This is a genomic window from Pontimicrobium sp. IMCC45349 (assembly GCF_047219225.1).
In the GTDB taxonomy this organism is placed as follows: Bacteria; Bacteroidota; Bacteroidia; order Flavobacteriales; family Flavobacteriaceae; genus IMCC45349.
In genome coordinates, this window is the sequence record NZ_CP178208.1 from 520,071 (window position 1) to 541,374 (window position 21,304).

General features: G+C 31.1%; 23 protein-coding genes and 1 tRNA gene. 6 read left to right on the forward strand and 18 right to left on the reverse strand.

Annotation, left to right across the window (positions count from 1 at the left end; all coding sequences use genetic code 11):
- Positions 1–84 precede the first annotated feature (84 nt).
- Positions 85–1,620, forward strand: a complete 1,536-nt coding sequence (locus tag ACLII3_RS02490) for a phospholipase D-like domain-containing protein (RefSeq protein WP_412986207.1) — start codon at positions 85–87, stop codon at positions 1,618–1,620.
- A 67-nt stretch (positions 1,621–1,687) separates the two neighbouring features.
- Here the strand turns inward: ACLII3_RS02490 and ACLII3_RS02495 are convergent, their stop codons facing one another.
- The 4 genes from ACLII3_RS02495 to ACLII3_RS02510 are packed head-to-tail and all read right to left on the reverse strand — an operon-like array spanning position 1,688 to position 3,731.
- The gene (locus ACLII3_RS02495; protein WP_412986209.1) at positions 1,688–2,146 is read right to left on the reverse strand and encodes a cupin domain-containing protein; all 459 of its coding nucleotides are present in this window, start codon (positions 2,144–2,146) and stop codon (positions 1,688–1,690) included.
- The gene (locus ACLII3_RS02500; protein WP_412986211.1) at positions 2,139–2,654 is read right to left on the reverse strand and encodes a hypothetical protein; all 516 of its coding nucleotides are present in this window, start codon (positions 2,652–2,654) and stop codon (positions 2,139–2,141) included. Before ACLII3_RS02500 ends, ACLII3_RS02495 begins: the two co-directional genes overlap by 8 nt.
- A gap of 18 nt (positions 2,655–2,672) precedes the next feature.
- A complete protein-coding gene (locus ACLII3_RS02505) occupies positions 2,673–3,062 on the reverse strand; it encodes a DoxX protein (RefSeq protein WP_412986213.1) in 390 nt (129 codons plus the stop codon).
- Between the two features lie 33 nt (positions 3,063–3,095).
- Positions 3,096–3,731: a hypothetical protein gene (locus ACLII3_RS02510; protein WP_412986215.1), complete on the reverse strand. Its 636-nt coding sequence runs from the start codon at positions 3,729–3,731 to the stop codon at positions 3,096–3,098.
- Between the two features lie 104 nt (positions 3,732–3,835).
- On the opposite strand from ACLII3_RS02510, the gene ACLII3_RS02515 reads away from it, so the two are divergent.
- Positions 3,836–4,303 carry a MarR family winged helix-turn-helix transcriptional regulator gene (locus tag ACLII3_RS02515; protein WP_412986216.1) on the forward strand — a complete coding sequence of 156 codons (468 nt, stop codon included), beginning with the start codon at positions 3,836–3,838 and terminating at the stop codon, positions 4,301–4,303.
- A 108-nt stretch (positions 4,304–4,411) separates the two neighbouring features.
- Here the strand turns inward: ACLII3_RS02515 and ACLII3_RS02520 are convergent.
- Positions 4,412–4,485 (reverse strand) — tRNA-Arg (locus ACLII3_RS02520).
- A 102-nt stretch (positions 4,486–4,587) separates the two neighbouring features.
- Here ACLII3_RS02520 and ACLII3_RS02525 point away from each other — a divergent pair.
- The 4 genes from ACLII3_RS02525 to ACLII3_RS02540 all read left to right on the forward strand — a co-directional run bounded on the left by ACLII3_RS02525 (position 4,588) and on the right by ACLII3_RS02540 (position 7,321).
- The gene (locus ACLII3_RS02525) at positions 4,588–5,145 is read left to right on the forward strand and encodes a YeeE/YedE family protein (protein ID WP_412986218.1); all 558 of its coding nucleotides are present in this window, start codon (positions 4,588–4,590) and stop codon (positions 5,143–5,145) included.
- A 4-nt stretch (positions 5,146–5,149) separates the two neighbouring features.
- On the forward strand, positions 5,150–5,563 hold the full coding sequence (locus tag ACLII3_RS02530; RefSeq protein WP_412986219.1) for a DUF6691 family protein: 414 nt from the start codon (positions 5,150–5,152) through the stop codon (positions 5,561–5,563).
- 66 nt (positions 5,564–5,629) lie between these two features.
- On the forward strand, positions 5,630–7,042 hold the full coding sequence (locus ACLII3_RS02535; protein WP_412986220.1) for an MBL fold metallo-hydrolase: 1,413 nt from the start codon (positions 5,630–5,632) through the stop codon (positions 7,040–7,042).
- A gap of 9 nt (positions 7,043–7,051) precedes the next feature.
- Positions 7,052–7,321 (forward strand): heavy-metal-associated domain-containing protein, encoded by a 270-nt coding sequence (locus tag ACLII3_RS02540; protein ID WP_412986221.1) that lies wholly within the window; start codon positions 7,052–7,054, stop codon positions 7,319–7,321.
- Between the two features lie 51 nt (positions 7,322–7,372).
- On the opposite strand, the gene ACLII3_RS02545 is transcribed toward ACLII3_RS02540, so the two are convergent.
- The 13 genes from ACLII3_RS02545 to ACLII3_RS02605 form a co-directional block, all read right to left on the reverse strand.
- On the reverse strand, positions 7,373–7,648 hold the full coding sequence (locus ACLII3_RS02545) for an ATP-dependent Clp protease adaptor ClpS (protein ID WP_412986223.1): 276 nt from the start codon (positions 7,646–7,648) through the stop codon (positions 7,373–7,375).
- Positions 7,649–7,658: 10 nt separating this feature from the next.
- A complete protein-coding gene (gene prmA / locus ACLII3_RS02550; RefSeq protein ID WP_412986225.1) occupies positions 7,659–8,486 on the reverse strand; it encodes a 50S ribosomal protein L11 methyltransferase in 828 nt (275 codons plus the stop codon).
- Positions 8,487–8,490: 4 nt separating this feature from the next.
- Positions 8,491–9,213, reverse strand: coding sequence for a class I SAM-dependent methyltransferase (locus ACLII3_RS02555; RefSeq protein ID WP_412986227.1), 723 nt, complete (start codon positions 9,211–9,213; stop codon positions 8,491–8,493).
- Between the two features lie 114 nt (positions 9,214–9,327).
- Complete coding sequence (locus ACLII3_RS02560; protein WP_412986229.1) at positions 9,328–9,963, reverse strand: response regulator; 636 nt, start codon at positions 9,961–9,963, stop codon at positions 9,328–9,330.
- On the reverse strand, positions 9,953–11,884 hold the full coding sequence (locus ACLII3_RS02565; RefSeq protein WP_412986231.1) for an ATP-binding protein: 1,932 nt from the start codon (positions 11,882–11,884) through the stop codon (positions 9,953–9,955). Before ACLII3_RS02565 ends, ACLII3_RS02560 begins: the two co-directional genes overlap by 11 nt.
- 30 nt (positions 11,885–11,914) lie before the next feature.
- Entirely contained in the window at positions 11,915–14,578 is a 2,664-nt protein-coding gene (locus ACLII3_RS02570) for a tail fiber domain-containing protein (protein WP_412986233.1), read from the reverse strand.
- A complete protein-coding gene (locus ACLII3_RS02575; RefSeq protein ID WP_412986234.1) occupies positions 14,578–16,428 on the reverse strand; it encodes a LamG-like jellyroll fold domain-containing protein in 1,851 nt (616 codons plus the stop codon). The genes ACLII3_RS02570 and ACLII3_RS02575 overlap by 1 nt, the downstream gene beginning before the upstream one ends.
- The gene (locus ACLII3_RS02580; RefSeq protein WP_412986236.1) at positions 16,415–16,867 is read right to left on the reverse strand and encodes a hypothetical protein; all 453 of its coding nucleotides are present in this window, start codon (positions 16,865–16,867) and stop codon (positions 16,415–16,417) included. The genes ACLII3_RS02575 and ACLII3_RS02580 overlap by 14 nt, the downstream gene beginning before the upstream one ends.
- Positions 16,868–17,000: 133 nt before the next feature.
- A complete protein-coding gene (gene tpiA / locus ACLII3_RS02585; RefSeq protein WP_412986237.1) occupies positions 17,001–17,759 on the reverse strand; it encodes a triose-phosphate isomerase in 759 nt (252 codons plus the stop codon).
- A 62-nt stretch (positions 17,760–17,821) separates the two neighbouring features.
- Positions 17,822–18,313 (reverse strand): TlpA family protein disulfide reductase, encoded by a 492-nt coding sequence (locus ACLII3_RS02590; protein ID WP_412986239.1) that lies wholly within the window; start codon positions 18,311–18,313, stop codon positions 17,822–17,824.
- A 9-nt stretch (positions 18,314–18,322) separates the two neighbouring features.
- On the reverse strand, positions 18,323–19,399 hold the full coding sequence (locus ACLII3_RS02595; protein WP_412987886.1) for an ABC transporter permease: 1,077 nt from the start codon (positions 19,397–19,399) through the stop codon (positions 18,323–18,325).
- Between the two features lies 1 nt (position 19,400).
- Positions 19,401–20,726: a BT_3928 family protein gene (locus tag ACLII3_RS02600; RefSeq protein ID WP_412986241.1), complete on the reverse strand. Its 1,326-nt coding sequence runs from the start codon at positions 20,724–20,726 to the stop codon at positions 19,401–19,403.
- Entirely contained in the window at positions 20,723–21,271 is a 549-nt protein-coding gene (locus ACLII3_RS02605; protein WP_412986242.1) for a DUF1599 domain-containing protein, read from the reverse strand. Before ACLII3_RS02605 ends, ACLII3_RS02600 begins: the two co-directional genes overlap by 4 nt.
- Between the last annotated feature and the right edge of the window lie 33 nt (positions 21,272–21,304).

Here is a 21,304-nt window from a genome sequence, read left to right on the forward strand (position 1 = left end):
AACTTTATCAATATGTCTTTCAAAAACTAACAAGTAGCTTTTGCATTAATATTTATACCTTAGCTAACAAATACATTGCTTTAAATGAATCGTTTCAAAACAACCAACATACTTTTCTTAATTTTTATCTTCTCACTAATCTCATGCTCAAAAGAGAAAGACATAAAAACTACAACAGATTTTTGTTCAAAAATCCATAGAAACGATAGCACTTCCCTTACTAAAGAATTAGCAAATGTTTCGCATTTAATGCATGATAAAACTGGCGTGTATGTATTGGAAGATGGAAGTGGCTCTATGGTTGCTAGAGCTTGGCTAAGCGAATACGCCGAAAAAACAATAGACATACAATACTTTATTTTTTCGACTGATAATGTTGGCCTTATTGCTTGCGATTATTTAGTTAGAGCTGCCGACAGAGGTGTAAAAGTGAGAATTATTGTTGATGACATAATGGTAGATGCAGATATAGACGATATACTCACATTTGCTTCACATGAAAACATTACAGTAAAAATATACAATCCAGGAATAAACCTAGGAAAAAATCTTTTTCAAAAAATAGGAAAATTAGCTACCGATTTTAGAGGTGCAAATCAACGTATGCACAATAAAACATTTATTGTAGATGGTAAAGTTGTTATTACTGGTGGACGTAACATAGCTGATGAATATTTTGACTACGATCACGAGTACAATTTTAGAGATAGAGACATATTATTACTAGGAAAAGAAGTTAAATCTGTTAGTCATTCATTTGACACATTTTGGGAAAGCACACTAAGCCACGATGTAAGTACTTTAATTAAAGATGAAAAAAGAGAATACAACCCAAATCAATTTAACAATCTGCATGAATATGCATGTAATCCTGAAAATTTTTGGCCACAAGTAAGAACAAGAATTGAAAATCTTCCAAAAACATTTAAAACCATAACTCAATCAGGAGACTTAGTATGGCTTGATAACATCCAATTTATTTCTGATTTACCAGGAAAAAATGATGGTAAAAACGGTTTAGGAGGTAGTGGTATTTCTACTGAAGCATTAATAAAACTAATTAAAAATGCTAAAACATCAATAGATATACAAACACCTTATTTAATTACTACGGAATTAAGTCGAAACTTATTTAAAGAAGCTACTGATAGAGGTGTAAAAATTAGAATTCTCACTAATAGTCTTGCATCAACAGATAATGTTGAAGCTTTTAGCAGCTACCAAACAGACAGGAAGAAATTACTAGAAACAGGTGTTAGAATATTTGAATTTCGTCCAGATGCTGCTGAAAGAAAAAAAATTATGACTGGTGAATTACAGGCTGAGCTAAACCATACTCCAATTTTTGGACTTCATGCTAAATCTATGATCATAGATAATGAAACTACGGTTATTGGCACCTTTAACCTAGATCCTAGAAGTGCCAACCTAAACACTGAATGCATTGTTGTATTACAATCTAAAAAAGTATCAGAAAGTGTTTTAAAAGGATTTGAAGAAGAATTTAAACCAGAAAACTCTTGGGAAACCACACTAAACTTCAACCCTGATTCTGAGGTTAATAACTATAAACGTATAAAAACTTGGACTCGAAAAATAATTCCAAAAGAGATATTATAATAAAAAAAGCAAGCTTAAAAGCTTGCTTTTTTTTTGTGACATCGATAGAATTATTATTTTAATTTATTTAGAGATAAACCACACCAAATTTTTCTTCTATTAACTCTAAATCTTTTTTATTTGATTTAACTTGTTTGCTAGTTTCGATAAAAAAGTCTTCTGCCCAATCTCCTGGAAAAATATAACTAACCATTTTTACATCTTCTTCACCTATATTTTTCATGTAATGAGATACTCCTTTTGGGCAATGAATAGCATCACCAGCTTCTACAATCATTATTTCGTCACCTATTTTAGCTTCTAATGTTCCTTGTTGAATATGAAAAGTTTGATCTTCCCATTTATGATAGTGGTCAGGTACAAAGCCTCCAGGTTCTATTAAACCATCACTAATTACATATTCTGAGTTAGTAGCTTCTTTACCAACAAGTATTCCTGTAAACTCTTTATCTGTCATCCAGTATTTGAAAGTATCACTAGCTTTTCTTATAACTGTTTTTTTATTTGTCTTAATTGTATTATTCATTTTTCTTTAAAAACTTAGTTTCGCTCATTGCAAGTATTACAGATATTGGCGTAAAAATCATCGCTAAAAATGCTGCATAAAGAGCCTTAATAATAATGTACGATTTTAAGGATAAGACTGTTGCGTTTATAAATTCTAATAACCAAAATAGTGTTGGGATGAATACAGTAGTTATTATAATAGCTAGTAAAAGACTTCCCAAAAAAGGTGCTGGTTTTGACTTTCTTAATAAGGCATGTAACTTTTCAGAATCTATAGGTTCTTGTTTACCATTTAATACCGTCTTGTGTGTCATTTTTGAAACTAATAAAGACGTCATAAATACAGTCATAAAAGTGGTCATAATCAAATCTATAGCAAAGCAATTTTCACCCCATAAACTAAGTGTCTTAGCAGATTTAAAAGTAACCCAACCCATTACCGCATTCATTATCATATTCATAATGACACCTACAGCAGTTTGCTGTAAAAAAATGTATTTTTTTTGTCTTTTTGATAATGAGAACATTATTAATTTCTTAAAAATTTAGTTCGTCTTTAATTGGAAAACCGACTTATAACTGTTTTTATAGAAAACAAATAAAGCTACATTAAAAACTAAAGCAACCAATGAACCACCTATACCTGGCATGTCTAAGAAAAGATGTAATAAAAAAGCATTGAGTATGATTGGGAAAACTAATACTAACGCTAAGGCAACATAACGGTTGATTAATAATAAAACACCCATTCCGACTTCTAAAATTCCAACGATTGGGAAAATGTATCCTGCTTTGGCAAAAGCACCCAATAACTCGCCTGCTTCTGGTGTTGGCTGGGGAAGTGGCATAAATTGTAATATTCCGTTTAAACCAAAAAAGGTTAAAAATGCTCCGTAGATAATTCTGGTTACTGTTTTTGTTTTACTTGTATTCATTTTATTTATTATTTAATTATTATACTTAAAGTTTTATAATGAAAGTCTTAAAAAGACTCCGTAGTTATGCTTGTCATTTCCCTCTGGTCCTAAATACCTGAAATTTGCTGCAGGACCGAATGCTAAATTTTTATACTTTATACCAACTCTCCATAAATGATAGCTGTAAATATGTTCATCATCAAAATCTGATAGGAGTTGAAGTCTAAAAAAAGGATTGATTTTTTTTCCGTAGTTAGGATGCCATTCAAAGAAGCCAAAGAATTCAAAAAAGCCATCTTTATGAATTTCAATACTTGGTTGTATAAACAAGCCTATATTTTTATTGAATATATTATATGATACTGCTAATAGAGGTTTGAAACCTGTGAATGAATTTAATCTAGTTCCTGCAGCAAGATTAAAATTTTCATCTAATGTATATGTCCCCATAGCTTCTGTATTAATAGAATTTGGCACTTCTTTTTTATGATCAATCAGATATGATAGCTGAGTAAAGAAACCGAATTTACTACCAGGACTAATAGGTCTATTAAGAGATATCATAAAGAAGTAACCGTCGTCTCCTACCATAAGCTCCACTGGTATTGGTGCTAATCGTTGCTTTGCTTCTTGAGCATACAATTGAAGGCTTAAAGAAGCAAATAATAGTGTGATTAAATATCTCATCCCCAGTTTATTTTTAACTCATGAATAGTCATGTCTTGACTATTCAACACTGCAAATATATGAAAAAGCATTGAATACTCAACACTTTTGATTAAATTTGCATTATGAAGTGGAAAGATCTCTATATAAAAAACATAGAAAACCCTCAGCAAAAAGCTATACTTAATGTAATGTATACTGGTGTTAGGTTTGAGAAATACACGAATAATTTGCTAAAAGAAATAGGGCTTTCATCTCAGCAGTATGATCTTCTAAAAGTATTACTTGAGTTTCCAGATAAAGGTATGAGTTTAAAAGAAATTCAAATGAGGTTAATAAATCAAACCTCTAACGCTACTAGATTAGTAGAAAAGCTTAGGCTGAAAGGATTGCTAAAAACTAAACCGAGTAAAGAGAATCGAAGTAAGCTAGAAATTAGAATAACTCAAAAAGGGATAGACTTAATTGAGAACTTCAAACCTACTTTTGACGAAATTATTGGTTTAATTAGCGATGCTATGAGCGAAAGAGAAGCTAAAGAAGTTTCTAGAGTGCTTACTATGATTCAAGATGCTTTGGATAGTGAAATTTAGCACTACCCTTTTTGTTACTTTGTATTGATAACTTAGTTTTAAATAAAAAATAAACCCAAAAGAGATATTATAATAAAAAAAGCAAGCTTTTAAGCTTGCTTTTTTTTGTGACCTCGGCAGGATTCAAACCTGCAACCTCTTGAGCCGTAATCAAGTGCACTATTCAGTTATGCTACGAGGCCATTTTTGTGGGTGCAAATATAAACCAATAATTTTTTTCACAAAAGAATTTTTCATCAAATTCTAAAAACTTATTTTTGACGACTAATAAACTAAACACTAAAATGGATTTTTTACTTAACCCATGGCCTTGGTACGTTTCTGGACCACTAATAGCTTTAGTAATGGCCTTACTATTATATTTTGGAAAAACATTTGGAATGTCTTCTAACCTTCGTACCATGTGTGCTATTGGAGGTGGTGGAAGGTTTTCAAATTTCTTTAAAATAAATTGGAGAGACTATTCTTGGAACCTAATTGTTGTAGTAGGAGCGATTATAGGTGGTTTTATTGCTACTCAATTTTTATCAAACAATGTCGCTACAGATTTAAATCCAACTACTATAGAGGAATTAAAAAATTTAGGTTTTAATAATCCAGGAACAACACTTGTTCCAGACGAAATGTACAACTTAGAAGCAATCACCTCTATAAAAGGTTTAGCACTTCTAATTATTGGCGGCTTACTTGTAGGGTTTGGAACTCGTTATGCTGGTGGCTGTACTTCTGGACATGCCATTACAGGTTTAAGTAGCTTACAACGTCCTTCTTTAATTGCAGTTATAGGTTTTTTTATTGGCGGATTGATTATGACTAATTTTATTTTACCTCTAATTTTTTAAGATTATGAATTATTTAAAGTTTTTATTAGTAGGTATATTTTTTGGAATTGTGTTAGTGAAATCTGAAGCAGTTTCATGGTTTCGTATATACGAGATGTTTAGATTTCAATCATTCCATATGTATGGTATCATTGGCGGCGCTATTGCTTGTGGTTTGCTTTTTGTTCAATTAGCAAAAAAAGGTAAAATAAAATCTATAAAAGGTGCCGAAATATTTATTCCTTTAAAAGAAAAAGGTACTATTAGATATATTATTGGAGGCATCATTTTTGGTTTAGGTTGGGCACTTATTGGTGCATGTCCTGGACCAATGTACATCTTATTAGGCTCTGGTATTTTTAGCATGCTTATTGTGATTGCAGCTGCTATTTTAGGCACATTCATTTATGGTGTTTTAAGAGACAAGTTACCACATTAAACTCATGTAACTATTGTCACAAAACATAGCATAATTGTTACTATCTTTGCATAACAATTATTTATTATGAAGATAGAACAAATATATACAGGTTGTTTAGCTCAAGGTGCTTATTATATAGAGTCTAATGGCGAAGTTGCCATTATAGATCCATTAAGAGAAACGCAACAATACATAGATAAAGCTAACAATGAAAATGCTAAAATCAAGTATGTTCTAGAAACACATTTTCATGCAGATTTTGTTTCAGGACATGTAGATTTAGCTAAAAAAACTGGAGCAACTATTGTTTTTGGTCCTGGTGCCAAAACTAGTTATGATTCGCATGCAGCTATAGATGGTGAAATTCTTGAATTAGGAGACATCAAAATAAAAGTTTTACACACTCCTGGACATACGTTAGAGTCGGTAACATATTTATTAATTGATGCAAATGGAAATAACCACGCTATTTTTTCTGGAGACACCTTGTTTTTAGGTGATGTAGGTCGTCCAGACTTAGCAATTAAATCTGATTTGACTAAAGAGGATTTAGCAGGTATGCTTTTCGATTCCTTACGTGAAAAAATAATGACATTAGCTGATGATGTTATAGTATATCCTGCTCATGGTGCAGGTTCGGCTTGTGGTAAAAACCTAAGTAAAGAAACGGTTGGTACAATTGGAGAGCAAAAACAAACAAATTATGCATTAAGAGCAGATATGTCTAAAGAGGAGTTTGTAAAAGAAGTGTTAGATGGCATTCCTCCTCCTCCACAGTATTTTGCAAAAAATGCAATGATGAATAAAACAGGTTATGAAACTTTCGAAACTGTTTTAGAAACTGGAAATGTAGCTTTAAGCCCAGAACAATTTGAAGCTATTGCTAATAACGAAGATGCTTTAGTACTAGATGTTAGACCTCAAAGCGACTTTATAAAAGGACATATTCCTAACTCAATATTTATTGGATTAAATGGAGGTTTTGCGCCTTGGGTTGGTGCTTTAATCACAGATTTAAAACAACCTATTTTATTGATTGTCCCAGAAGGAAAAGCTAATGAAGCTGTTACACGACTCTCAAGAGTTGGTTACGACAATACTCTAGGGTATTTAGAAAATGGCATTGAAGGATGGAAAGCTTCTGGTAGAGATATTGAAACTTTAGAGTCAATTTCGGCTGAAGAGTTTGCAAACAGAATGACATCTAGCAACATAAATGTTTTAGATGTTCGTAAAGATGGAGAATATAACGCAATGCATATTGAAGGTGATAATATAAAGCATTTTGCTTTAGACTTTATTAACGATAATATGAACGCTATTAATTCTAACACTGAGTATTACATTCACTGTGCTGGTGGTTATAGATCTGTAATTGCAGCTTCAATACTAAAAGCTAGAGGATTTAATAACTTAATAGATGTTGCTGGAGGTTTTGGCGCTATCAAAAAAACTAATTTACCATTAACAAACTTTGTTTGTCCATCAACTTTATAATTTAAGATTATGAACACAACAATAGAAATACAAAACTTAAAATGTGGTGGATGTGCTCACACAATAACATCACGTTTATCAGAATTAGATAATATTGACAATGTACTTGTAGATAATGACAATAATACTGTTTCGTTTAACTACAAAAATGAAGACACGCTAAATAATGCAACTGCTTTATTATCTAAACTTGGATATCCTGCTGCCGGCGAAAACAACCCTATAACTAAAAAGGCAAAATCTTTTGTTAGTTGTGCAGTTGGAAGAATGAATAGTTAACATTATAAAAACTAAATAAAAAAAGCTCTGAAAATTCAGAGCTTTTTTTATTTATATAATTTCGGCACTTAAGCCTGCTTGCAACAATCTAGTGCATTGTGGTTTCAAATCGTCATAATCACCAGTTTTTACAGTACATTTACCTTTATAATGCACAATAATTGCACACTGTTCAGCTTGTTCTGGTGTATGTTGACAAACGCCTACTAAGGTATTAATAACATGGTCGAAAGTATTAACATCGTCATTATACAATACAATTTCGTTTTGTTTGTCCAATAACTCTTCAACGAGTACGTCTTCTTGTATTTTTTCTTGTCCACTCATAAACTAAGTACTAATTTATAAATTTTAGCGAGACCCAATTATTTCTTTGTAATTTTTCGGTTAGATTTAACATATATTCATTACACTTTGCTTCAATAATTGGAATATCACTTTCATAGAATCCACTTAAAAACAACATCCCATTTTTATTAAGACAAGATGCGTATGTTTCTAAGTCATTAAGCAGAATATTTCTATTAATATTAGCAATAATTACATCGTACTTTCTACCTTCTAATAAACTTGCATCACCTTCGTAAACCGAAATGTGCTTACAGTTATTACGTTCTACATTTTCAAGGCTATTTAAATAACACCAATTATCAATATCTATAGCATCAAGTGGCTGTGCTCCTTTCATCTCTGCTAAAATGGCTAACACACCTGTTCCACAACCCATATCTAAAACAGATTTATCAGTTAAATCGTTCTTTAAAATATGTTGAATCATCATATGTGTAGTCTCATGATGCCCTGTACCAAAACTCATTTTTGGCTCTATTACTATATCATATTCAACATTAAACTCATCGTGAAATGGCGCTCTTACCGCACAAATATCATCAACTACAATTGGATTAAAATTCTTTTCCCATTCTGCATTCCAATTGGTTTGTTCAATATCTTCAAAGGTGTATGTAATAGTAAATTCATCAGAATTTAATATTTGTACATTCTCAAGAATAGCTTCATGCCATTCTTCTTTTTGAATATAAGCTGTTACACCTTCCTCAGTTTCAACAAAACTCTCAAAACCAGCAAATCCCAACTCTGCTATTAGTATTTCAACTCCAGGTTGTATTGGTTCAACTTTAAAATAATATCCTATATAAATCATAATCTTACTTCGTTTTTAAAACCCATTGGTCTTGTGATATTTTTGCTCCTTTTTGAGTTCCAGGAATATGCTCTAAAATTTCAAATTTCTCATTAAAATACTCTCTCATTAGTTTTGGCGGATGAAAAGCAGCATAAGTTCTATGTCCTTCAAGCGTATTTCCTTGCACAACTAATTTGTTATTCTCGAAATCAATTAAATCTTTCTTGATTAATTTTTGCTTAAAAATTTCACCATGAGTAGTTAATAATAGTATCGCTCCTGATTTTGTTATTCGTGCTAGTTCGTTAATCCAATTAATATGATTTTCTTCTGACAAATGTGTGAAAATTGATAGTCCGTAAACTATATCAAAATAGTCATTATCAAAACTTGTTGGTGGATTAATACCATTTGTATAAAAGGATACATTATCAATATTCTTTGAGTTCCATGTTATAGTTTCCTTATTATAGTCTGTTCCATAAAACTTAGTATTTTTTGCTAAGCTTGGAAAATGCCTAATAATTCTAGCAGGACCACAACCCCAATCCAAAACGTTTTTACCTTCAAAATCAATATACTTCTCAAAAAGTGCTTTTATTTTTTTTGTATTCGACAAACCATTTTCAAAATACGACCTGTACTTTAACTGATGTGCTTCATACATTAAATAATCTGGTGGAATGGCTAGGTTAGGATTTTGTTTTACAAATGCCTTATTATCTTTTTTGTTTTTAAACTTCATTACTTGGTACCGTAAATTATCGGACAACCTAATAATTCCCAAGTTTCGTAAAATACGTTTAAAGATTGCTTTATTCATATAATTGATAATATGAAGCAAAGGTAATTGTATTTATTATAAGAGTTCTTTTTCTAATGCAATTTTTATTATCCCAACACTATTCTTTGCACCTAGTTTACTCATTATATTCATGCGATGCGTTTCTACTGTTTTTGGACTGATAAATAGCTTTTCTGAGATTTGTTGTGTTGTAAGCTCTTCAGATATAGCAACTAACACATCATGTTCTCTACGTGTTAACTTGATATTTAATCCATTATCAAAAGTTTTTGCAGCAGATTGATTCAATAATCTCTTATTTAATTGTTTTTGAACATATAACTCTCCAGCCAACACAGTTTTTAAAGCTGTTACCAACTCAATCTTATCAGTGTTTTTTAATAAATAACCATGAACACCATTTTTTAGCATACGTTTTACAAACGATATATCTTCAAAGTTTGTCAACGCTATTATTTTTAATTCTGGATGTTTTTTTAATAATTGTTTACTTAAATCTATTCCATTAATATCTGGTAAGTTAATATCTAACAGCAAAACATCAGGTGCTCTTTTTTCTATTCCTTCTATGGTTTCCTGAGCATTACTATAGGTAGCAATAACTTCTATTTCGTTAGTATTTTCTAGCATAGACTCTATGCCTTTTAACACCATTACATGATCATCTGTTATTGCTATTTTAGTTATCATTCAATTTATTTAGGTCTATATCTATGGTACATGAAGTACCTTGTTTATTCGAGAGTATATCTATCTCTGCATTCAAATAATCAACTCTTGATTTAATATTACTTAATCCAATTCCCTGGCTTTCAACATTGTTTTTATCAAAACCTTTTCCATCATCTTCTACTGTTATTTGCAACAAATTATCTCTATTACTTATCTGTACACTAATTTCATTTGCTTCTGCATGTTTAAGCGCATTAGAAACCAATTCTTGAATGATTCTAAAAGCATTAACTTCAGCTTTCTTTGTCATTTGTACAGCTTCTCCAATATGTTGAAATATAATAGACTGATTATTTACCTCATCTAAGTTATTACAATAATTTTCGGTTGCTTCAACTAAATTAAAATTTTCTAATGAAGGTGGCACTAAATTGTGTGAAATGGCTCTTACTTGTTCGCAAGAGTCATCAATCATAGTAATTGCCTCTTTTATTACTTTATTATTCATTTCTAGTAATGAAGACAACTTATATTTTATGGCTGATAAATCACCATTTACACCATCGTGCAATTCCTTTGCTATTCTAAGACGCTCTTTTTCCTCCCCTTCAATTAATGATTCTAAAGATTTAATTTGATATTCTCTCTTTACTGTTAATAGTTCTTGGTTTTTACGTTTGCTTTTTTGCTTGAAAAACAACCAAGTTAGTACAGAAGTAATTAACAGAAATAGCGATACACCATATAATAATGTCATTTGATTGCTTTTCTTCTGAAGTGTATTTTCTTGTTGTTGTAACTCTAATTGTTGTTCCGCTATTTCTTTGTTTTTCTTTTCGGTTTTATATCTTCTATCAGCATTAACCAATAAACTTCTGTTTTTTGATTTATGTATAGAATCGGCATAAGTTAAATAACCTTTAAGTAAATCATTTGACTTTTTATAGTTACCCAATTTAGACTCTAACAAGGCACGTTTTCGGTACTTTAAATCGGCATACCATAAATTAACAACTTCAAACGAATCTATATTTTTAGTATTAAAAATATAAGCTGCTTTATTATAGTTTCCTTTTTCATATTCTAAATTACCAAGCATTAAATAGCTTTCTACAATTTTAGATTCTAAATTTCTTTGTACAGCTAAATCTTTAGCTTTTAAAATTGAAACTTCTGCAGAAGCATATTTTTCTTGAAGTGTTTGGAGTCTACCCAATGTTAAATAATAATAATGACATATTTCTAAAGAGTTTGTCTCTTCACAAATTTCACCAACTCTTATTAAATAATTCTCGGCTTTATCATAATCTTTATCACGCATAGCGTGATAAGCTAAATTCATAGATGCATAAGAAACAATACGAAGCTCTTTAGACCTAACAGCCATTTCTCTTGCTAACTCTAGGTAATAGACCGATTCATTATTAAAACCTGCATCTTCATAAATTACTGAATGATTATAATACAAAAAACTTAATTCAAAATCATCACCTTTATTTAATTCAATAGCCTTTAAACTATATTCTAATTCTTTATCAAAATTATTGGAATTATCATAAGATGTTGAATAATTACCGTAAACAATACCTCTAACGGTCTTATCATCATTTTTATCTAACTCCTTTAATGCTTTATCGTAATATGCTCTCGCTAAATCATCATCTCCCTTTTCAGATTCTATAAGCCCAAGGTTATTATATACTTGAGCTAATTGAAAACCTTTAGATTTTAATGAATAATGTAATGCGCTATCTGCATACGGTTTAGCTTTATCAAATTGAGAATAAATACATTCTGCAGACAATGACAAATAGATACTAACTAAGCTTGTGTCTGGATGTTTTTTATTAAGCTCTCTTTCAAGACTATCTATTTCTATTGTCTGACCATAGAAATTAACCGAAAAAAGACATAAAAAAAATAATAGTTTGTATTTCAAAATAATGTATTTGCCTCTAAGTTAATAATCTTATTCTTTCTTTAAAAGTGCTTTGATACTTTCAATTTCTTTTCTCAAAGCATTAAGCTCTTCTTGTTGCGCTTCAATAATATCTTGTTGCTCTTGCATTGCCTTTACTAAAGGCACTACAAACTCTGCATAACGTAAAGCGTATGTTCCGTTAACATCGTGAGGCTTAACAATACCATGAAAATCAAAACCAACTTCAATAGCTGCTGCTTCAACCTCTTGTGCTATGAAACCTGTTTGTACTTCTTGAGCTTTTAATTGCTCTGCATCTCTAAGGCGTAAACTATCTGGTGTATTTTCAAAACGAGCAATCGCATCCATATCGTAATTATAGCTTACTGGTCGCAATTTTTTAATAAACTCCAAACCAACAACATTACTTTGAACATTAGTTTTTAAACGTCTATCTGAAAACAATGACCAATTAGCATAACCTCCAATTGTAGCAACAGCAGCATTACCAACTCTAACTTGATTTGAGCCACTTGGATCTGCATTATAACCTAATGCTGTTGTATTGGAATAGTTATTATTTAGTGCAGTAGCATAACCTAATGCTGAATTTGAGGCACCTGTTGTATTATCAATCAAAGCACCATGACCAACTGCAGTATTAGAATTTCCTGTGGTATTATCTTCTAAAGCTTCTAATCCTAAGCCAGTATTATAAAGACCTGTTGTATTGTTTCTTAAAGCTTCAAAACCAACAGCTGTATTACGATAACCTGTTGTATTATTTCTTAAAGCTTCAAAACCAATAGCTGTATTAAAAAATCCAGTTGTGTTTGTTGTTAAAGCTTGATATCCTAATGCTGAATTACTATCTGCTGCACCACTATTAGACAATGCCTCATAACCTATTGCTGTATTAAAGTTTCCATTGGTATTACTTTCTAAAGTCTCATAACCTATTGCTGTATTATAATATCCAGTCGTATTACTTGTTAAGGATTTATAGCCAAATGCAGCATTAGAATAGCCTGTTGTATTTGCTTCTAAAGATTGACTTCCAAATGCTGAATTACCTGAGCCAGTTGTTGCCCAATACAACGCTCTTCTTCCAAATGCTGAATTATTACTTCCTGAAGTGTTACTTATTAATGCTGTACTCCCAACTGCTGTATTTGCTGCTCCTGATGTATTATTATTAAGTGCGAAATACCCAACTCCTACATTATAATTATTTGTTCCATTATCATTTGCACCAGCATTTATTCCTAAAAAAATCGATGAACCATCATTTGTTCCATCATTATCAGATTTTCCATCTAACAAATCATCAATTTTTTCAACAGCATTTGCTTCACTAGTTAATGAAATCCATGATGTTGTACTATTTCTCCAAAAGTAAAATGTATTATTAGTAGTTAAAAATACCAACATACCATTTTGATCAGCTCCTGGATTTATTGCTGGAAATGCATCGATTCTCGGAATTAAAATACCATCTGTATTAGTTGGTGTTGCTTGATTTATAGCTTCAATATCTAATCTTGCGTCTGGAGTAGTATCGTTCATACCAACTTTTCCATCTTTAAGCCATGTCATTCTTTGTCCTTCATTGCCAGCAAAGTTTCTAGACCATAAATTTAATTTATCATCAGATCCTGTATAAAGAAATTCAAAACCATAATCTGCACCTTCCAGTAATGACAATGATGATGAATTACCATCATTAGCTTTCACTTTTAATGTTGAATTAGCATCTTTAACAACTTCTAAATCTCCATTAACTCGCACTAAATCATTATCAAATTCTCCATATATCAGAGGACTTCCACTTAATAAACTTTCTATATATAAACGATTACTATTTGCAACATTAAATCCTGCATAATATCCCAAAAAAACATTATTACTCCCTATTGAATTTAAACCTGAAGCATGACCTATAGCTGTATTATTATTTCCCGTTGTATTAACATTAATAGTATAATAGCCAACAGCTACATTATTAACACCTGTTGTATTATCAACTAGAGCATTGCGTCCTAAAGCAACATTATTATTTCCAGAAGTATTATTAAACAAAGAAGCATATCCTATCGCTGTATTATTAATTCCATTATCATTATTTGATAAACTAGCTCGACCAATTGCTGTATTTGAAGATCCTATTGTATTATTTGCTAAAGCATCATAACCAACTGCTGTATTAGAACCTGCTGTATTTTGAGATAAAGCTTGATATCCTAAAGCTGTATTTGCAAAAGCAGACACATTATTTTCTAAAGACCTGTAACCTATACCTACACTTCTATTATCTGTACCATCATCATTAACACCAGCATTAATACCTAAAAAAATAGAAGATCCATCATTTGTACCATCGTTATCAGATTTTCCATCAATTAAGTCGTCAATTTTTTCAATAGTAGCTCCTGTAAATGCAACCCAAGCTGTGGTTGCATTATTCCAATAGTAAAACCCTTTAGCGACACTTCCATTTCCTGTTGCATAAACTAACATACCATCTTGTGCAACAGTTGGATTTGTTGTTGGATATTCATCAATTTTTGGGATTAATATACCATCAGTATTAGTTGGCGTAGCCTGATTAGACGAACGTATATCCAATGATGCTTCTGGATTAGTCGTATTAATACCTACTTGTGAAACACAAAACAGAGGCAAACTCAAAAACAATATTAGTACTCGTTTCATCACTTTTTAATAAATCTACCTGATTTTAATATTCTATTCTGAAACTCTATAATATACAGATACATTCCACTAAAAAATGAAGTAACATCAATTATAGTTTTAGCATTAGAGATTTTATTATGCAATACTCTACGACCATTAAGGTCATATACGCTTAAATGCAAATTGTTATTTAAAAAGACATTTTGTTCGTTAATCACTAAACTGATGAAATCTATTGTTGGGTTTGGAAAAATAACTGCACTTAATTTTTCTTCGTAATTAGAATTAGACAATGTAGTGCTTGTTGTTACATCTAGACCAGAAAACCCAGTACTTGTTGAACTTATAAGATTGTTTTGGTTAGTGCCATTTGTATCAGCAACAGATATTCCACTTGCTCCAGATTCGTTAAAACTCCAATAAATTTTACTATTTATAACATCTAAACTTATAGCTCCAACCGTTCCTGAAACATTGACAATAGTTGTTCGGTTTCCACCATTTAACTCAACCCTTTCAATTACATTTCCTGTTCTATTACTAAAATACAAGAACTCATTTACAGGGTCGACTTCAAGGTCAAATAAGGCATCTGTTGTAGCTAATAAGGTTTCAATATTTGTACCATCTATATTGGCGCTTTTTAGAAGTCCTGTATCAAACTCAGTCCAGTATAACTTATTTGTTACATTATTAATAGCAATTCCTTGCACATAGCCTATTCCAGAAATTACAGTTTGTGGGTTTAAACCATTTAAATCACATTTTTTTATTCCTCCATTACTACCTTCAGTATAATAAATTACATTATTAATCTCGTCTATTGAAACTACATTAATATCTGAAGTTGTAGCTATAACATCCTCAACATTTGAACCATTCAAATTAGATTTTTTAATCTTTGACTGTGATGGTAAAGCCCAATAAATTTTACCTTCTGTTTCGTTAACTCGCGTACGTCTTATCATTACTTGTCCTGTAACAATTTCATTATTATTTGAGCCATCTATATTTGAATAGTTTACAGATTGTGTTGTTTGATTTCCCCAAAACAAGTAACCTTCAACATTTAAATCATCATTACATTTCCCTAAACTTCCTGCATTGTAAATATCTTGAATTTGTGAATCTGTAAGAGCTACATTATAAATTGACAGTTCATCTACTTCGCCATGGAAAAATAAATCATACGGAAATTGAGAATTGGATCCTGTTGGATCGTGATTTTGCCCACCAATAGTTAAAGGTAATCCTACTGTACTTCCTGGAGGGTTAGTAAACGTATTCCATCCAAAACCAAAACCGTCTGCATAGACTTGATGTTGGTTGCCTTGACGTACGTACGCATAGTGATGCCACATAGAATCCTCAAATGCAGGCCCATTAATAACAAAGTTGGCACCATTTGCTTCCTCAAAAAGAAACTCTGTAAGATCGTTTTCAAAACGCATTAAAAAAGCAGCTGGTTCATCAACATTATTAACGACTCCAGCACCTTTACAAAGTACAGTTTGAGATTGATTATCATATCCTACGCGACGTACCCATAACTCTATTGTAACATCTCCTGTAATATCTAAACTTTCGCTATCAGGAACTACAATTATATCATCAATCCCATCAAAAACAAAGGTATTATCAACCATTCCAGCTGTATATCCAACTCCATTTTGCTGAGTTCCATCATTTGTTCCAATAATATCTAATGTATTATTGTCTCCTGTCCACCAACTTATCAAATCTGTTGAAGGGTCTACACATTGAGAATGCACATTTACTATAGAGACAACAAATGCTAAAACTAGAGATAGCTTTTTAATTGTTAGTTTGCAATACGATTTCATAACCTTAAAATTATTGTGCTTCATTATCTCCAACATCTAAAACACAAGTAATGTTCCTAACTACTTTGGTAGTATTACCTAACTCATCAGTAAATTCTATTTCTACTCTATAATTTCCTTCCTCAAAAGTTTGAAAACTTGTATATAATGAAGTAACCGACAATTCATTAAAAGATGACGGAATTTCATCATGATAATCTAATTGTTGATTTTGACTATTAAAAAATGTTGCAGAACCTAATTCTATTTTTGACGCGTCAGTAGCTGATGCTTGCACTAAAATTGAAGCTGGAGAATAATCGTCGTTTCCTATATCATATTGTGCTCCTTCACTAGGTGTAATTACAACTACTTCTGGTCCAGAAGTATCATCTTCAGATGCATTTGAACTAGAACAATCGAAGCTACATAAAGTAAAACCTAGCATTAAAATAAACGCTGAAAATAATTTTTGATTTTTCATAATTGTGATTTTAAATTAACTGATTAATAACCAGTTGCAAGTTAAATCGACCTTATGAAAAATAATTAAGGGTATTCTCTGAAATCAAAAAACTCAGTGAATACCCTTAGATATTAATTTTTGTAAATAGACTTTAGAAAGCAGTAACGATAGCTAAAAAATCATCGGCATTTAATGCTGCTCCTCCTATTAAACCTCCATCTACATCTTTTTTAGAAAAGATTTCTTTAGCATTATTAGGCTTACAACTACCTCCATATAATATTGAAATAGACTCGGCCACTTCAGCTCCATATTTATCAGTTAAGGTTTTACGAATAAACGCATGCATATCTTGTGCTTGATCTGGAGTTGCAGTTTCTCCTGTACCTATTGCCCAAACTGGCTCGTATGCCAATACAATACTTTTAAAAGCATCGACTTCTAAATGAAATAATGCATTTTTTATTTGACTCTCTACAATAGCTTCTTGGTTCCCAGATTTTCTATCTTCTAGAACCTCTCCAAAACAAAAAATAATTTTCATGTTATTAGCTAAGGCTGCATCTACTTTTTTAGCTAACATTTCATCTGTCTCTCCAAAATACTCTCTTCTTTCAGAATGCCCAAGAATAACTGTTTTAACTCCAACAGACTTTAACATTTGTGCAGAAACCTCACCAGTAAACGCACCACTTTCAGCAAAATGCATATTTTGAGCAGCTACTTTTACTTTTGACTTTTTTGTTGCTCTTGCTACACGCTCTAAATTCACAAAAGTAGGAGCAATAATTACTTTGGTTCCTTTTACATCAGCTTTTTTAACTTTTTTAGCTACTTGTTTAGCAAGCTTTAATGAAGCTTCTAAATCATTATTCATTTTCCAGTTTCCTGCTACAATGTTTTTTCTCATTTCTATTTTTTAGGATATTACAATTATATAAACCTCATTGCTTTTATACTTACAAAAATAAACTATTTAAAGGCTTCTACAATAGCTTTATCTTGAAGATTTGTAGCCTTAAATAATTTGATTTCCCCTTTTTTGTCAACTAACATATATCGAGGAATCCAATTAAGATTTAAAAAATCACTTAACGCTCCATCCCAACCTGTTTTAATAAAATAATGTTCTCCAGATATTTTATACTTCTTAATACCATTTCTCCATGCATTTTCTGTTTTATCAACTGAAAGAAATAGAAAAACTGTTTCAGGATTTTCGTCTTGAATAGACTTTAACTTAGGTAATCCTTCTAAACAATCCTTACACCAAGAAGCCCAAACATCTATAAACACCTGTTTGCCTTGGTACTTGTCTAACACTTTATTTAAGGTAATTGAGTTTCCACTTTGCGTAACTAACACTTCATTTAAAGCTTCCTTTGAAAATGTTGTTGGTTGCTCAAAATTGCAACTGCTTAACAAAATCATTATTACAATTAAAGCGAATTTGAAAGATTTCATAAACTTAATTTATTGAAGTTTTACTTTTGGATCTAACCAAGCATATATTAAGTCGACAAAAATATTTATGATTACAAAAAGGGTTGCAATTACTAACACTGAACCCATTATTACAGGCAAATCTAAAGTATTTAAAGCATTTACAATTTCTTTACCCAATCCATTCCATCCAAATACATACTCCACAAAAACTGCGCCTGCCAACATTGATGCAAACCATCCTGAAATTGCTGTAATAACTGGATTAAGTGCATTTTTTACAGCATGCTTTTTTATAATTTGATATTCACTTAAGCCTTTTGCTCTTGCAGTTCTTATATAATCTTGATTAAAAACTTCAAGCAAAGAGTTTCGCATTAATTGAATAACGACAGCCAATGGACGAATACCTAATACAATTGCTGGAAGTATTAAATTCTTCCATTTAATATGAATAGCCTCACCAAAATCATCTAGCTCATAAAGGCTTCCTGTCATTTCTAAATTAGTGTATTTATGAAGTACAAACCCAAATAACCAAGCAAATAAAATGGCACTAAAAAACGAAGGCACACTCATTCCTAAAGTACTAAAAATTTGGATTGACTTATCCAACCATGTGTCTTTATACAAAGCAGATACAATCCCTAAAACAATCCCTAAAAGCATTGCAATGACTATTGCTGACACTGCTAACACAAATGTATTAGGCAACGTCTCTTTTAATACTTGACTTACTTTTTTTCCTTGTTTAGTAAATGATTCTCTTAGGTAAGGTAATTTTATTGCTGTTGTTGTATTTCCTATTGTAAACAATGAAGTCGCAGCGTACTTCTTTTTGTCCAAAAAAGTATAATCTTCTTTATTGGTTGAGTGAAAAGATAATGGCGATAAATCGTTTAAATAATATAGATACTGAGTAGAAATAGGCTTATCGAAACCAAACTTTTTCTTAACTATAGCTAATTGCTCGCTGTCTTCATTTTGTCCTAGCATCATTTGTGCAGGATCACCTGGAAGTACATTAAATAAAAAGAATATTACGGTCACCACTCCAAATAATGTGAGTAATGTGTAAAAGATTTTATTTAAGAAATAGTTAACCAGATTATTGCTCTTTTTCTAACTCAACTTCTACAAATGAAGTATAATGAGTATTATTAGCTTTATTTATTGAATCTAAAACACTACCTTCAGATCTTTCTTTTAACACAGAAGCACTTTCCATATCTTCTTTCTTCAAATTTAAAGCTTCAAATTCTGTTTCATTTAAAACTTTACCATCAACTAAAAACAATGTACCATCATCTTTCTTCTCTGTTTTCACAATAGGTATAGCTGATAATTTTAAATCCTCAAGATCATTCCAATGTACTTTTTGTTTTACAGTACCTTTATCTAATTCTAAAACTCCTGGATTAGACCTAACCACTGTTTTAAGTGCTTTTTCATCACATAAATAGAAATCGAAATTAAAGTTATTTTCTGCCTTAATACGTTGTTTAGTTTCATCGCCAGAAGCAGACAGCCCAATAACTGTATAACCTTTAGAAATAGCTTCATCTGAAAAAGCTTTTAGCTTAGCTAAACCTTCTTTTTCAACTTTTTCTAAACTATAAGAGACTATCATAATAAGATTTTCTTCAGCTAAAAATTGTTGCGTAAAGTCTTCTTCTAACGTTTCAATTGAGAAATCTAAAATCGAAGGTTCATAACCTTCTTTAATAACTTTTGTCTCAACTCCAACATAATCACCTTCAACACTAGGATAAGAACCATCTGTTACATACTCTTTTTCTTCGCCATTAACATTAAAAGTCCAAGTGTACTCTTGAATTGCTTTTGGAGCATTTTCTGGAACACTCATGTTTTCGATTAAGTTATCTCCTATTTTATAAGCTCTAAAATCAATAGATGGTAAATGCATTAATACATGAAAACCAAACCATAAACAAACTACAAAACTCGCTAACGAAACAACACTTGTTACCAAATTATTAAATAATGGCTTGATATGTTTAACTCCGAAAAATAAAATCAAAATAAAGAAGAGCAGCACTACATCTTTTGTAAAACTTTCCCAAGGCGTTAGTTTTAATGCATCACCAAAACAACCACAGTCTTTAACTTTATCGAAGTATGCCGAATAAAACGTTAAGAATGTAAAAAATACAATCATTAACAGTAAACTCCATACAGTAAATTTTGGTTTATAACCTATTAGTAAGAAGACTCCTAAAACTACTTCAAAAATTACTACAAACACCGAAATACCTAAAGCATATGGCTCTAAAAAAGGGATGTTTAATACATCTGTACTAAAGTATTCTTGTAATTTATAAGAAAATCCAAGTGGATCATTTAGTTTTATAAATCCAGAGATGATAAATAAAACACCAACAAAAATTCTAGAAAGTGCTACTAATATTTTCATGATTGTTCTTTTATATATAAATGAATAAGGGCAAACACAGCATAGTTAATCATATCTTGATAATTAGCATCTATACCTTCGCTTACTAATGTTTTTCCTGCGTTATCTTCAATTTGTTTTACACGTAATAATTTTTGCAAAATTAAATCGGTTAAAGAACTCACTCTCATATCTCTCCAAGCTTCTCCATAATCATGGTTTTTATCCATCATTAATTGCTTAGTGATTGCAATTTTTTCGTCGTAAGCTTCTGTAGCTTCTTCAACAGACAAATCTGGTTGTTCAACAACACCTTTATCTAATTGTATCAAAGCCATAATACAATAATTGATAATTCCAATGAATTCACTTACTTCGCCTTCATCTACTTTTCTAACATCATTTTCCTGAAGTCCTCTTATTCGTTGTGCTTTAATAAAAATTTGATCGGTTAATGAAGGTAATCTTAGTATTCTCCATGCACTTCCATAATCTTTCATCTTCTTAGTAAACAAGTCTCTACACGTAGAAACAACATCGTCATATTGTTTTGAGGTATTTTGCATAAAATAAATCGAATTTTCCGTAAATTTCGCTTA

Coding starts and splice junctions, on each gene's coding strand:
- ACLII3_RS02495 (WP_412986209.1), bottom strand. CDS start 2,146: ATGAATAATACAATTAAGACAAATAAAAAAACAGTTATAAGAAAAGCT.
- ACLII3_RS02515 (WP_412986216.1), top strand. CDS start 3,836: ATGAAGTGGAAAGATCTCTATATAAAAAACATAGAAAACCCTCAGCAA.
- ACLII3_RS02580 (WP_412986236.1), bottom strand. CDS start 16,867: ATGAAAAATCAAAAATTATTTTCAGCGTTTATTTTAATGCTAGGTTTT.
- ACLII3_RS02605 (WP_412986242.1), bottom strand. CDS start 21,271: ATGCAAAATACCTCAAAACAATATGACGATGTTGTTTCTACGTGTAGA.
- ACLII3_RS02560 (WP_412986229.1), bottom strand. CDS start 9,963: ATGATAACTAAAATAGCAATAACAGATGATCATGTAATGGTGTTAAAA.
- ACLII3_RS02490 (WP_412986207.1), top strand. CDS start 85: ATGAATCGTTTCAAAACAACCAACATACTTTTCTTAATTTTTATCTTC.
- ACLII3_RS02510 (WP_412986215.1), bottom strand. CDS start 3,731: ATGAGATATTTAATCACACTATTATTTGCTTCTTTAAGCCTTCAATTG.
- ACLII3_RS02540 (WP_412986221.1), top strand. CDS start 7,052: ATGAACACAACAATAGAAATACAAAACTTAAAATGTGGTGGATGTGCT.
- ACLII3_RS02570 (WP_412986233.1), bottom strand. CDS start 14,578: ATGAAACGAGTACTAATATTGTTTTTGAGTTTGCCTCTGTTTTGTGTT.
- ACLII3_RS02505 (WP_412986213.1), bottom strand. CDS start 3,062: ATGAATACAAGTAAAACAAAAACAGTAACCAGAATTATCTACGGAGCA.
- ACLII3_RS02535 (WP_412986220.1), top strand. CDS start 5,630: ATGAAGATAGAACAAATATATACAGGTTGTTTAGCTCAAGGTGCTTAT.
- ACLII3_RS02525 (WP_412986218.1), top strand. CDS start 4,588: ATGGATTTTTTACTTAACCCATGGCCTTGGTACGTTTCTGGACCACTA.
- tpiA (WP_412986237.1), bottom strand. CDS start 17,759: ATGAGAAAAAACATTGTAGCAGGAAACTGGAAAATGAATAATGATTTA.
- ACLII3_RS02555 (WP_412986227.1), bottom strand. CDS start 9,213: ATGAAGTTTAAAAACAAAAAAGATAATAAGGCATTTGTAAAACAAAAT.
- ACLII3_RS02600 (WP_412986241.1), bottom strand. CDS start 20,726: ATGAAAATATTAGTAGCACTTTCTAGAATTTTTGTTGGTGTTTTATTT.
- ACLII3_RS02575 (WP_412986234.1), bottom strand. CDS start 16,428: ATGAAGCACAATAATTTTAAGGTTATGAAATCGTATTGCAAACTAACA.
- ACLII3_RS02500 (WP_412986211.1), bottom strand. CDS start 2,654: ATGTTCTCATTATCAAAAAGACAAAAAAAATACATTTTTTTACAGCAA.
- ACLII3_RS02590 (WP_412986239.1), bottom strand. CDS start 18,313: ATGAAATCTTTCAAATTCGCTTTAATTGTAATAATGATTTTGTTAAGC.
- prmA (WP_412986225.1), bottom strand. CDS start 8,486: ATGATTTATATAGGATATTATTTTAAAGTTGAACCAATACAACCTGGA.
- ACLII3_RS02530 (WP_412986219.1), top strand. CDS start 5,150: ATGAATTATTTAAAGTTTTTATTAGTAGGTATATTTTTTGGAATTGTG.
- ACLII3_RS02545 (WP_412986223.1), bottom strand. CDS start 7,648: ATGAGTGGACAAGAAAAAATACAAGAAGACGTACTCGTTGAAGAGTTA.